The organism is Serratia sp. B501 (assembly GCF_051172315.1).
Lineage (GTDB): Bacteria > Pseudomonadota > Gammaproteobacteria > Enterobacterales > Enterobacteriaceae > Serratia > Serratia ureilytica.
Genome location: NZ_JBPIZB010000005.1, coordinates 62,818 through 74,799, shown reverse-complemented (window position 1 = coordinate 74,799; position 11,982 = coordinate 62,818). Strand labels below are relative to the sequence as shown.

At 58.8% G+C, this 11,982-nt stretch carries 16 protein-coding genes; 9 read left to right on the top strand and 7 right to left on the bottom strand.

Going from position 1 to position 11,982, the window contains the following annotated elements:
• Positions 1-9: 9 nt before the first annotated feature.
• The 7 genes from murA to mlaF form a co-directional block, all read right to left on the bottom strand.
• On the bottom strand, positions 10-1,269 hold the full coding sequence (gene murA, locus ACSBQV_RS16580) for a UDP-N-acetylglucosamine 1-carboxyvinyltransferase (RefSeq protein ID WP_019453131.1): 1,260 nt from the start codon (positions 1,267-1,269) through the stop codon (positions 10-12).
• A gap of 55 nt (positions 1,270-1,324) precedes the next feature.
• Positions 1,325-1,579, bottom strand: coding sequence for a BolA family iron metabolism protein IbaG (gene ibaG, locus ACSBQV_RS16575; protein ID WP_025304370.1), 255 nt, complete (start codon positions 1,577-1,579; stop codon positions 1,325-1,327).
• Between the two features lie 140 nt (positions 1,580-1,719).
• On the bottom strand, positions 1,720-2,022 hold the full coding sequence (gene mlaB / locus ACSBQV_RS16570) for a lipid asymmetry maintenance protein MlaB (RefSeq protein WP_094143378.1): 303 nt from the start codon (positions 2,020-2,022) through the stop codon (positions 1,720-1,722).
• The gene (gene mlaC, locus ACSBQV_RS16565; RefSeq protein WP_033644498.1) at positions 2,022-2,651 is read right to left on the bottom strand and encodes a phospholipid-binding protein MlaC; all 630 of its coding nucleotides are present in this window, start codon (positions 2,649-2,651) and stop codon (positions 2,022-2,024) included. Before mlaC ends, mlaB begins: the two co-directional genes overlap by 1 nt.
• A gap of 14 nt (positions 2,652-2,665) precedes the next feature.
• Positions 2,666-3,214, bottom strand: a complete 549-nt coding sequence (gene mlaD, locus ACSBQV_RS16560) for an outer membrane lipid asymmetry maintenance protein MlaD (protein WP_033644497.1) — start codon at positions 3,212-3,214, stop codon at positions 2,666-2,668.
• 4 nt (positions 3,215-3,218) lie between these two features.
• On the bottom strand, positions 3,219-4,001 hold the full coding sequence (gene mlaE / locus ACSBQV_RS16555) for a lipid asymmetry maintenance ABC transporter permease subunit MlaE (RefSeq protein ID WP_033644495.1): 783 nt from the start codon (positions 3,999-4,001) through the stop codon (positions 3,219-3,221).
• 4 nt (positions 4,002-4,005) lie between these two features.
• Entirely contained in the window at positions 4,006-4,821 is an 816-nt protein-coding gene (mlaF, locus tag ACSBQV_RS16550; RefSeq protein ID WP_033644494.1) for a phospholipid ABC transporter ATP-binding protein MlaF, read from the bottom strand.
• 302 nt (positions 4,822-5,123) lie between these two features.
• On the opposite strand from mlaF, the gene ACSBQV_RS16545 reads away from it, so the two are divergent.
• The 9 genes from ACSBQV_RS16545 (at position 5,124) to ptsN (ending at position 11,905) form a co-directional block, all read left to right on the top strand.
• A complete protein-coding gene (locus ACSBQV_RS16545; protein WP_033644493.1) occupies positions 5,124-6,101 on the top strand; it encodes a calcium/sodium antiporter in 978 nt (325 codons plus the stop codon).
• Between the two features lie 16 nt (positions 6,102-6,117).
• Positions 6,118-7,104 carry an arabinose-5-phosphate isomerase KdsD gene (gene kdsD, locus ACSBQV_RS16540; protein ID WP_089197493.1) on the top strand — a complete coding sequence of 329 codons (987 nt, stop codon included), beginning with the start codon at positions 6,118-6,120 and terminating at the stop codon, positions 7,102-7,104.
• 17 nt (positions 7,105-7,121) lie between these two features.
• Positions 7,122-7,676: a 3-deoxy-manno-octulosonate-8-phosphatase KdsC gene (gene kdsC, locus ACSBQV_RS16535; protein ID WP_099783929.1), complete on the top strand. Its 555-nt coding sequence runs from the start codon at positions 7,122-7,124 to the stop codon at positions 7,674-7,676.
• Positions 7,673-8,251, top strand: coding sequence for an LPS export ABC transporter periplasmic protein LptC (lptC, locus tag ACSBQV_RS16530; protein ID WP_033644491.1), 579 nt, complete (start codon positions 7,673-7,675; stop codon positions 8,249-8,251). The genes kdsC and lptC overlap by 4 nt, the downstream gene beginning before the upstream one ends.
• Entirely contained in the window at positions 8,220-8,759 is a 540-nt protein-coding gene (gene lptA / locus ACSBQV_RS16525) for a lipopolysaccharide ABC transporter substrate-binding protein LptA (protein WP_025160121.1), read from the top strand. Before lptC ends, lptA begins: the two co-directional genes overlap by 32 nt.
• A gap of 6 nt (positions 8,760-8,765) precedes the next feature.
• The gene (gene lptB / locus ACSBQV_RS16520) at positions 8,766-9,491 is read left to right on the top strand and encodes an LPS export ABC transporter ATP-binding protein (RefSeq protein ID WP_004937040.1); all 726 of its coding nucleotides are present in this window, start codon (positions 8,766-8,768) and stop codon (positions 9,489-9,491) included.
• A gap of 52 nt (positions 9,492-9,543) precedes the next feature.
• Complete coding sequence (rpoN, locus tag ACSBQV_RS16515) at positions 9,544-10,977, top strand: RNA polymerase factor sigma-54 (RefSeq protein ID WP_099783925.1); 1,434 nt, start codon at positions 9,544-9,546, stop codon at positions 10,975-10,977.
• Between the two features lie 23 nt (positions 10,978-11,000).
• Positions 11,001-11,288, top strand: coding sequence for a ribosome hibernation promoting factor (gene hpf / locus ACSBQV_RS16510; protein ID WP_004937038.1), 288 nt, complete (start codon positions 11,001-11,003; stop codon positions 11,286-11,288).
• Positions 11,289-11,443: 155 nt separating this feature from the next.
• The gene (ptsN, locus tag ACSBQV_RS16505) at positions 11,444-11,905 is read left to right on the top strand and encodes a PTS IIA-like nitrogen regulatory protein PtsN (protein ID WP_016930212.1); all 462 of its coding nucleotides are present in this window, start codon (positions 11,444-11,446) and stop codon (positions 11,903-11,905) included.
• Positions 11,906-11,982: the final 77 nt, after the last annotated feature.

The following is an 11,982-nucleotide window of genomic DNA, read 5'->3' as shown; positions in this document are numbered from 1 at the left end:
GTTAATGCCTTACTCGCCTTTCACACGCTCGATGTTCGCACCCAGCGCGCGCAGCTTGTCTTCAATACGCTCATAGCCGCGATCAATATGGTAGATGCGATCGACGACGGTCACGCCGTCGGCGATGCAGCCGGCGATCACCAGGCTGGCGGAAGCGCGCAGATCGGTCGCCATCACCTGAGCACCGGACAGCTGTTCAACGCCATGGCAGATCACGGTGTTGCTCTCGATTTCCGCGTGCGCCCCCATGCGGATCAATTCCGGCACGTGCATGAAACGGTTTTCGAAGATGGTCTCGGTGATAACGCCGGTGCCTTCCGCCACCAGGTTCAACAGGCTGAACTGGGCCTGCATGTCGGTCGGGAAGCCCGGGTGCGGCGCGGTGCGCACGGTGACCGCTTTAGGGCGCTTGCCGTGCATGTCCAGGCTGATCCAGTCTTCGCCCACTTCGATATCGGCACCGGCTTCACGCAGCTTGGCCAGCACCGCATCCAGCGTATCCGGACGGGTGTTGCGGCACATCACTTTGCCGCCGGAAACCGCGGCGGCGATCAGGAAGGTACCGGTCTCGATACGGTCAGGCAGCACGCGATACACGCCGCCGCCCAGACGCTCGACGCCCTCGATGGTGATCTTGTCACTGCCTGCGCCGCTGATCTTCGCGCCCAGCGTATTGAGGAAGTTGGCGGTATCGACAATTTCCGGCTCACGCGCGGCGTTCTCGATAACGGTCGTGCCGGTTGCCAGGGTCGCGGCGCTCATGATGGTCACGGTCGCGCCCACGCTCACCTTGTCCATCACGATGTGCGCGCCTTTCAGACGGCCATCGACGGACGCCTTGACGTAACCTTCTTCCAGCTTGATCTCGGCACCCAACTGCTCCAGGCCGGTGATGTGCAGATCGACCGGACGCGCGCCGATCGCGCAGCCGCCCGGCAGGGAAACCTGGCCGCGGCCGAAACGTGCCACCAGCGGCCCCAGCGCCCAGATGGAAGCGCGCATGGTTTTCACCAGATCGTAAGGCGCGCAAAACTCGTTCACGCCGCTGGCGTCCACGAAGACCGAACCGTTGCGCTCAATCTTGGTGCCCAACTGGCTGAGCAGTTTAATGGTGGTGTCGATGTCCTTCAGCTTGGGGACATTCTGCAGCTCGACCGGCTCTTCCGCCAACAGGGCGGCGAACAGGATCGGCAGGGCGGCGTTTTTGGCCCCGGAAATAGACACTTCACCGCTCAGGCGGGTCCGACCCTGCACACGAAATTTATCCATCTGACTACTCTCTGTTATCTAATCTGAAGCTGCCCGCCCGGCAGGGCAAACAGCCTTAAAATCCGTTGAGTTTGCGGTCTCGCTGCCACTCTTCAGGGGTGTACGCCTTGATAGACAAGGCATGAATGCGGTTGTCCGCAATGTATTCCATCAGCGGTGCGTAAACCGTCTGCTGTTTTTTGACGCGGCTCATGCCGGCGAACAGTTCGCCGACCACGATCGCTTGAAAATGGCTGCCGTCGCCCGTCACGTGCGCTTCATCCAGTGCCAATGCCTGCATCAGCACGTCTTTAATCTCGTTGGTTTCCATAGTATCCAGTTCTGCCGCTAAAGGATCATAAACAGCCTAGTATCTTAGTGGAATACGATGTTTTCTTAAACTAAAGAAAAAGCCCCTGCATAACAGAGGCTTTGTATCGTTTAACCACGCAAAGGCGGTGTAAAACGCCGCTAACCGGCGGTATCGACAGGCATTATCGCCTGCAGGTTGTAGAGCGCGATCAGCGTTTTCAGACGCTCGGTGACGCCGAAAATTTTTAGCGCGACGCCGCGTTGGCGCTGCTCTTCCTGCAGATGCAGCAACAGCGCCAGCCCGGAGGAGTCCACGCGCTGCAGTTGCGCCACGTCGATCGCGGTTTTATCCGCCATCAGCGCGCCGCGCTGCCGCCACAACGGCAGCAGCGTTTCACGGTCCAGTTCACCGCGCAGGATCAGCGTCTGCTGCTCTGATTCGAAGCTGAGCGCTGCCGACATCAGTTTTTCTTGTCCAGCGAGATGGGCTGCGCGGCAGCGGCCTGCAGCTGTTTGGTCAGGCCGTCGATGCCCTGAGTACGCAGCGTAGACGCCCACTCGTTTTGCTTGGTGGTGATCATGCTGACGCCTTCGGCGATCATGTCATACGCCTGCCAGTAGCCGGTTTTGCTGTTCTTGCGCCATTGGAAATCCAGGCGCACCGGCGGGCGGCCGCCGTTGTCGATGATGGTGACGCGAATGGCCACGATGTCGGCGTTGCCCAGCGGCTGTTCAGGCGCGATCTGGTAAGTCTGGCCGTGGTACATCGCCAGCGCCTGGCCGTAAGCCTGCTCCAGGTAAGCCTGGAAAGCGGTGAAGTAAGCTTCGCGCTGCGCAGGCGTCGCATCTTTGTAGTAACGGCCCAGCACCAGCGCGCCGGCGTATTTCACCTGCACGAACGGCATCAGTTCCTGATGCACGATGGAGCGCAGGTAGTTCGGGTCCTGCTTGATCTTCGGCTGTTCGTTCTTCAAACGGCTGAAGGTCTTCTGCGCCGCGTCTTGCATCATGCTGTAAGGATTGGTTTGGTCGGCTGCGCTCGCCAGCGGCGCAACCACCAGCAGAGCCACCATCAGTAAACGTTTAAACATGCAGGTATCCTCTCTTAATGATTTGGAACAGCGGGTTGCGGTGCAGCGCCGGCAGCCGGCTCAGCGGCCGCGTCTCCCGGTTTGGCGCTGTCCTGACCGCCGCTTTTATACAGGAACTGGCCGATCAGATCTTCCAGAACCATGGCTGATTTAGTGTCCTGAATGGTGCCGCCGTCTTTCAGAATGGTGGTGCCCATATCAGGATCTTCGAAGCCCACGTTAAGCGCCAGATATTGCTCGCCCAGCAGGCCGGAGGTGCGGATCGCCAGCGAACTGGTATCCGGGATTTCGTCGTACTTTTTCTGGATATCGAGCGCCACGCGCGGCGTGTAGGTTTTCGGATCGAGTTCGATGTCCGCCACGCGGCCGATCACCACGCCGCCGATCTTCACCGGCGAACGCGGTTTCAGGCCACCGATATTGTCGAACGTCGCGTAAACGCGGTAGGTCGGCTCGCTGCCGATCGATTTAAGGTTCGCCACCTGCAGGCAGATAAACACGATGGCGCACAGCGCGATCAGCATGAATGCCCCAACCCAGATTTCACTCTTCTTCGTTTGCATCGAATCAATTCCCAAACATCAGTGCGGTCAGCACGAAATCCAATCCCAACACCGCCAGTGACGAATGCACCACGGTACGCGTCGTCGCCCGGCTAATCCCTTCAGAGGTAGGCACGGCGTCATACCCGTTGAAAATGGCAATCCAGGTTACGGTAATGGCGAACACCACGCTCTTGATCAGGCAGTTGAGCAGATCTTTTTTCCACTCTACGGCGCCTTGCATCGCCGACCAGAAGAAGCCGCTGTCGATGCCCTTCCAATCCACGCCGACCACCGAGCCACCCCAAATACCGATCGCCACGAAGATGATGGTCAGCAGCGGCATGCTGATCATCCCCGCCCAGAAACGCGGCGCCACGATGCGCCGCAGCGGATCGACCGCCATCATTTCCAGGCTGGAGATCTGTTCCGTCGCCTTCATCAGGCCGATTTCCGCCGTGAGCGCGGAACCGGCGCGGCCGGCGAACAGCAGCGCCGTCACCACCGGTCCCAGTTCACGCAGCAGCGACAGCGCCACCATCATGCCGAGGCTGGCCTCGGCGCTGTAGGTGGTGAGCACGATATAGCCCTGCAGGCCCAGCACCATGCCGATAAACAGCCCGGAAACCATGATGATCAGCAGCGACTGCACGCCGACGCTGTAGAGCTGTTTCAACAACAGCGGCCACTGCTTGCCGGGTTCCGGCCGGCCAATCAACGCGTTGAACAGCATCAACCCGGCGCGGCCGAAGCTGGCGCTGGTGTTGATGCCACTGCGCCCCAGAGACGCTAACGCTCTTAATAACATGAGCTTATTTACTCCCTAAGCCTAGCAGTTCAGTCTGATAATCCCCGGCCGGATAGCGGAACGGCACCGGTCCATCCGCTATACCATCCAGGAACTGGCGCACGCGCGCATCAGGATTGTTCTGCAATTGCTGCGTGGTGCCTTCGGCAATCACCCGGTGATCGGCCACAATATAGGCGTAGTCGGCGATGCTCAGCACCTCCGGCACGTCGTGCGACACCACGATGCAGGTAATGCCCAGCGCATGGTTCAACTCGTCGATCAGCTTGACCAGCACCCCCATGGTGATCGGATCCTGGCCGACGAAAGGTTCGTCGAACATGATCATTTCCGGGTCCAGCGCGATCGCGCGCGCCAACGCCGCCCGGCGCGCCATGCCGCCGGAGAGTTCATTGGGCATCAGCTGCGCCGCGCCGCGCAGCCCGACCGCTTCCAGCTTCATCAGCACCGTGCTGCGCAGCAGGGGCTCAGGCAGGTTGCTGTGCTCACGCAACGGGTAGGCCACGTTTTCGAATACGGTCAAATCGGTGAACAGCGCGCCCGACTGGAACAGCATGCTCATCTTTTTGCGCGCGTCGTACAACTGACGGCGGGACAACGCGGGAATGTTGTCGCCGTCAAACCAAATCTCCCCGCGGTCCGGCGTCAGCTGACCGCCGATCAGACGCAGCAGCGTGGTTTTGCCGATGCCCGACGGCCCCATAATCGCCGTGATCTTACCGCGAGGCACCGTCAGGTTGATGTCTTCAAATATCCGCCGGTCGCCGCGCGAGAAGCTCATGTCGCGCACTTCGACCAAATTATCTGCCTTTTGGAGCATGTTAATGGACCCTTTACGACTCATCTTTTGCTGAATCTACCCGTGATGTTAAAGCAATGGGCGCAATCCGTCTCATCTTTACAAAAACTTACTGCCATTTCGCAACCAATGATGCCATTGGTTTTACTTTTCCGCGCCACCCGGTCAAAATTGGCGCCATAACGAAAAAAAACGAAAGTGTTCAACAATTAGCCGGGAAAAACCGTTGCTGCGCTCAAGCGCACGCACCGGAGGGCAAGCAATACCGCCGCATTGACGGCTTTAACCAACGAACCGGGATAATACCCGACAAAGGACCCTGCATGTTTCTCGCAATAGCATTATTAATCGTTGGTTTATTTCTACTGGTGTATGGTGCAGACCGCTTAGTTTATGGTGCTGCCGTGATTTCCCGTTCGCTTGGCGTGCCGCCGTTGATCATCGGCATGACCATCGTCGGCATCGGCACTTCACTGCCGGAGCTGATCGTGTCCACCACCGCCGCGCTGAACGGGCAGATAGATATGGCCGTTGGCAACGTATTAGGTTCCAACATCACCAACATTTTATTGATCCTGGGCGTCGCAGCGCTGATTCACCCGCTGGCTGCACGATCGGAAATACTGCGGCGCGAACTGCCGCTGATGTTAGCGGTCACAGTATTGTGCGGTTTCGTGTTGATGGACGGCACCCTGAGCAGGCTGGACGGCGTGCTGCTGCTGACCGCCGCCGCCGGTTTCATCCTGCTGATGCTGAAAATCGCCCGGCTGGCGCAGCGCGAGGGCAGCGACAGCCTGACCATGGAGCAGATCGCCGAACTGCCGCAGGACAGCAGCAATACCGTGGCGGTGCTGTGGCTGGTGCTGGCGTTTATCATTCTGCCGCTCTCTTCCAGAATGGTGGTCGATAACGCGACGGTGATCGCGCACTATTTCGGCCTGAGCGAACTGGTGGTCGGCTTGACCATTATCGCCATCGGCACCAGCCTGCCCGAACTGGCCACGTCCATCGCCGGAGCATTAAAGGGCGAAGATGATATGGCGATTGGCAATATCATCGGCTCCAATATTTTCAACACGGTGATCGTGCTGGGCGTCCCCGCCCTGCTGTCGCCGGGCAGCGTGGACGCCGCCGCCTTCCAGCGCGATTACTGGGTGATGCTGGCGGCCAGCGTGCTGCTGAGCGTGCTGTGCATCGGCCGCAAACACCGCATCGGCCACCTGGCCGGCGCGCTGTTATTATGCGGCTTTATTGCGTATCTTGCGGTGCTGTTCTTTAACCCTTTCAGTACTTTCGGCTAAACCGACGGGAATGAGTATGTCGAACATTGAGTTGCAACCGGGCTTCGATTTTCAACAGGCCGGCAAAGAAGTGCTTCAGATAGAGCGTGACGGGCTGGCTCAGCTCGACAGCTACATCAACGCAGACTTCACCCGCGCCTGCGAAACGATCGCCGCCTGCGGCGGCAAAGTGGTGGTGATGGGCATGGGCAAATCCGGCCATATCGGCTGCAAGATCGCCGCGACCTTCGCCAGCACCGGCACCCCCTCATTCTTCGTTCACCCGGCGGAAGCCAGCCATGGCGATTTGGGCATGGTCACTCCGCAGGATATCGTGCTCGCCATCTCCAACTCCGGTGAGTCCAGCGAGATCCTGGCGCTGATCCCGGTGTTGAAACGGCAGCGGATCACCCTCATCTGCATGACCAACAATCCGGAAAGTTCGATGGGCAAGGCGGCGGACATCCACCTGTGCATCAAGGTGCCGCAGGAGGCCTGCCCGCTGGGGCTGGCGCCGACCACCAGCACCACCGCCACGCTGGTGATGGGCGATGCGTTGGCCGTCGCGCTGCTGAAGGCGCGCGGTTTCACGCCGGAAGATTTCGCACTGTCGCATCCGGGCGGCGCACTCGGCCGCAAGCTGCTGCTGCGGGTTAGCGATATCATGCACAGCGGCGACGAAATGCCCCACGTCAGCGCCGACGCCTCATTGCGCGACGCGCTGCTGGAAATCACCCGCAAAAATCTGGGTCTGACGGTGATCTGCGACGATCTGATGAAAATCGCCGGCATCTTTACCGATGGCGACCTGCGCCGGGTGTTCGATATGGGCATCAACCTGCACGAAGCCAAGATCGCCGATGTCATGACGCCGGGCGGCGTGCGGGTGCGTCCCAACATCCTGGCGGTCGATGCGCTGAATCTGATGCAGCAACGCCACATCACCGCACTGCTGGTTGCCGATGGCGACCAGTTGCTGGGTGTGGTACATATGCATGACATGCTGCGCGCCGGCGTCGTTTAATTAAGGAATAGAACGGAATGGGTATGGTAGAAACCTGCTACGGGCCGGTAGAACAAGAGGTTATGGCGCGTGCCGGGAACATCCGCCTGTTGATTTGCGATGTTGACGGCGTACTGTCGGACGGCCTGATCTTCATGGGCAACAACGGTGAAGAATTGAAGGCGTTCAACGTGCGCGACGGTTACGGCATCCGCTGTCTGAAAACCTCCGACATCGAGGTGGCGATCATTACCGGTCGCTCCGCCAAGCTGCTGGAAGACCGCGCGCAAACGCTCGGCATCGCCCATCTGTATCAGGGGCAATCCGATAAGCTTTTGGCCTTCCGCGAACTGTTGGATAAACTGTCGTTAACGGCGGATCAGGTCGCCTATATCGGCGATGACCTGATCGACTGGCCGGTGATGGCGCAGGTGGGCCTGGCGGTCGCGGTCGCGGACGCCCATCCGCTGCTGACGCCGCGAGCCCACTACGTCACCCGCATTGCCGGCGGCCGCGGCGCGGTGCGCGAACTGTGCGACATCATTCTTTTGGCTCAAAATAAGCTGGAGGACGCCAAAGGGCTGTCGATATGAGTAAAACCAAACTTTGGATCACCATCCTGTTGACGGTGATCGTTCTGGCGCTGATCGGCTGGAACATGACGGACTTCAGCGACGATACGGCTCCTGGCCCGGCTAACGATCAGGATCCGACCTACCAGAGCCAGCACACGGTCACCGTGGTGTACAATCCGGCCGGTAAACTGAATTATAAGCTGGTGGCGGAAGACGCGAAGTATTACACCGCCGGCGAGCTGAGCTGGTTCACCCAGCCGGTGATGACGCTGTTCGACGAGAATGCGGTGGCCACCTGGTCAGTTCGCGCCGATCGCGCCAAACTGACAAAAGACCGGATGCTGTATCTGTATGGCCACGTCGAGGTAAACAGCCTGACCACCACCTCGCAGCTGGAAAAAATTAAGACGGACAACGCTCAGGTAAACCTGGTCACCCAGGACGTCACCTCCGATGACGAAGTCACGCTTTACGGGACCAATTTTACCTCTAACGGCATGAAAATGCGTGGGAACCTGCGGACCAAAACCGCTGAGCTGATTGATAAGGTTAAGACCAACTATGAAATCCAGAACCAAAAACCAACTCCGTAATCTGTTGATCGGCAGCTTAGTTTTGGCCGCCAGCGCCCCTGCTCTGGCGCTGAAATCCGACTCCAGCCAGCCGGTCAGCATCGACTCGCTCAAGCAGTCGTTGGATATGCAAAGCAACGTCAGCACCTTTACTGACAACGTGGTGATCAAACAGGGCACCATCGATATCCGCGCTGACAAGGTGGTGGTCACCCGTCCGGGCGGAGATCAGAATAAGACCTATATTGAAGCGTTCGGCAACCCGGTAACCTTCTACCAGATGCAGGACAGCGGCAAGCCGGTCAAAGGCCACGCGCAGAAAGTGCGTTACGACGTGGCGACCCAGCTGGTGACCCTGACGGGCAACGCCTATCTGGAGCAGCTCGACAGCAACGTGAAAGGCGATCGCATCACCTATCTGGTGCAACAGCAGCAAATGCAGGCGTTTAGCGACAAAGGCAAACGCGTGACAACGGTTCTGGTACCGTCGCAGTTGCAAGACAAAAACGGGCAAAAAAAGAGTAACTAATCACTTATGGCAACACTCATCGCAGAAAACCTGGCGAAAGCCTACAAGGGCCGTAAAGTTGTCGAAGACGTCAGCCTGAAAGTGAAATCCGGCGAGATCGTCGGCCTGCTCGGCCCGAACGGCGCCGGTAAAACCACCACCTTCTACATGGTGGTCGGCATCGTGCCGCGCGACGCCGGGCGCATCGTGATCGACGAGGAAGACATCAGCCTGTTGCCGCTGCACGCCCGTGCGCGCCGCGGCATCGGTTACCTGCCGCAGGAAGCGTCGATCTTCCGCCGCCTGAGCGTGTACGACAACCTGATGGCGGTGTTGGAGATCCGTCCCGATCTCACCAGCGAACAGCGCGAAGACCGCGCCAAAGAGCTGATGGAAGAGTTCCATATCTCCCATCTGCGCGACAGCCTCGGCCAGGCGCTGTCCGGCGGTGAACGCCGCCGCGTCGAAATCGCCCGCGCGCTGGCGGCCAACCCGAAATTCATTCTGCTGGACGAACCCTTCGCCGGGGTGGATCCAATTTCCGTTATCGATATCAAGAAAATCATCGAGCACCTGCGTGACAGCGGCCTGGGCGTGCTGATCACCGACCACAACGTGCGCGAGACGCTGGACGTATGTGAACGCGCCTACATCGTCAGCCAAGGCAAACTGATTGCCCACGGCACGCCGGATGCTATTCTGGCCGACGAGCAGGTTAAACGCGTTTATCTGGGCGAAGAGTTCCGCCTCTAAGCGCCGGCGCGTCCTGCGGGACGACACCGTTAACGGAAGTAGACAGAAAACTATGAAGCAAGGTTTGCAACTCAGGCTCAGCCAACAGCTGGCCATGACACCTCAGCTCCAGCAGGCGATCCGCCTGCTGCAGTTGTCCACGCTTGAGCTTCAGCAAGAGATCCAGCTGGCGCTGGAGAGCAATCCGCTGCTTGAACAGACCGATCTGCACGACGAAATCGACGCCAAAGAAACCCAGGAGACCGAGGGGCTCGATACCCGCGAGGCCTTGGAGCAGAAAGACATGCCGGAAGAGCTGCCGCTGGACGCCACCTGGGATGAAATCTATACCGCGGGCACGCCGTCCGGCACCGGCACCGACTACAGCGACGACGAGCTGCCGGTCTATCAGGGCGAGACCACCCAAACGCTGCAGGATTATCTGATGTGGCAGGTGGATCTGACGCCGTTTTCCGATACCGACGCCGCCATCGCCACCTCCATCGTCGACGCGGTGGATGACACCGGCTATCTCACCGTCCCGCTGGAAGACATTCTGGAAAGCCTGGGCGACGAGAACGTGACCCTCGAGGAAGTCGAGGCGGTGCTGAAGCGCGTGCAGCGTTTTGATCCGATCGGCGTCGCCGCGCGCGATCTGCGCGATTGCCTGCTGGTGCAGCTCTCCCAATACGCCAAAGATACGCCTTATCTGGCCGAAGCGCGGCTGATCATCAGCGAGCATCTGGATCTGTTGGCCAACCACGACTTTCGCAGCCTGATGCGATCAACCCGGCTAAAAGAAGATACACTGAAAGAAGCGATGCTGCTGATTCAGTCGCTCGATCCGCGCCCGGGCCAGTCAATCAATACCGGCGAATCGGAATACGTCATTCCGGACGTGCTAGTGCGCAAGACGCAGAACAAATGGACGGTCGAGCTCAACAGCGACAGCGTGCCGCGTTTGAAGATCAATCAGCAGTACGCCGCGCTGGGCAACAGCGCCCGCAGCGAAGCCGACGGCCAGTTCATCCGCAGCAACCTTCAGGAAGCCAAGTGGCTGATTAAAAGCCTGGAGAGCCGCAACGAGACGTTGCTGAAGGTCACCCGCTGCATCGTCGATCAGCAGCAGGCGTTCTTCGAGCAAGGCGAAGAGTTTATGAAGCCCATGGTGCTGGCGGATATCGCCCAGGCCGTGGAGATGCATGAATCGACGATCTCGCGCGTCACCACGCAGAAGTTTCTGCACAGCCCGCGCGGCATTTTCGAATTGAAATATTTCTTCTCCAGCCACGTGAATACCGACAGCGGCGGCGAAGCCTCCTCGACGGCGATCCGCGCGTTGGTGAAGAAATTGATTGCGGCGGAAAACCCCGCCAAACCACTCAGCGACAGCAAGCTGGCCACCCTGCTCGCCGATCAGGGGATCATCGTGGCCCGGCGCACCGTCGCCAAGTACCGAGAGTCTTTGTCCATCCCGCCGTCGAACCAACGCAAACAGTTGGTTTGACCTCTATTGAGAAGGAAGACACTATGCAGCTCAACATTACCGGACACCACATCGAAATCACCGATCCGTTGCGCGAGTTCGTGAACAACAAGTTCGCCAAACTCGAACAGTATTTTGATCGCATCAATCAGGTGTATGTTGTATTAAGTGTGGAAAAAGTGCAGCAAATTGCGGAAGCAACGGTGCACGTGAATGGAGGCGAGTTGCACGCCACCTCGGAAGACGAGAATATGTATGCCGCAATTGATACGCTGATCGACAAATTGGCACGTCAATTGAACAAACATAAAGACAAATTGAAGCAACACTGACACCCTGACCCATTCCGTGAGGCGGCATCCGTCGCCACCTCTCCCTTCGGCGCGTGACCCGCATGGGTGACGCGCCGAACGGTAATCAGGGTCAAAACCGACGAAAAACCGCCTTGCCGGGTTCGCCCGGCGGCGCGGTTTTAAGTGAAGATGAGATGAACAACGAATATATGCAATTAAGCTCGGTGTTAAACATCGAGTGCACCAAAAGCTCGGTACACTGCACCAGCAAGAAGCGGGCTTTGGAAATTATCAGCGAACTGGCCGCCAAACAGCTCAATCTGCCTTCGCAGGTGGTGTTTGACGCGGTTCTCACCCGGGAGCGCATGGGTAGCACCGGTATCGGCAACGGTATCGCCATTCCCCACGGCAAACTGGAAGAGGACACACTGCGGGCCGTTGGCGTGTTTATCCGTCTCGACCAACCCATCGCTTTCGACGCTATCGACAATCAGCCGGTCGACCTGCTGTTTGCGCTGCTGGTGCCTGCCGATCAGTGCAAAACCCATTTGCATACGCTGTCGCTGGTCGCCAAACGCCTGGCAGACAAAACCGTATGCCGCCGCCTGCGCGCCGCGCAGAGCGACGAAGAACTTTACCAAATCATCACCGAGTGATGCCCGGCCGGCGTGACTTCCAGCCCGGATAACGATACTGTTTTACGATGATGGATCCGGCTGCGGCCGGAATAACA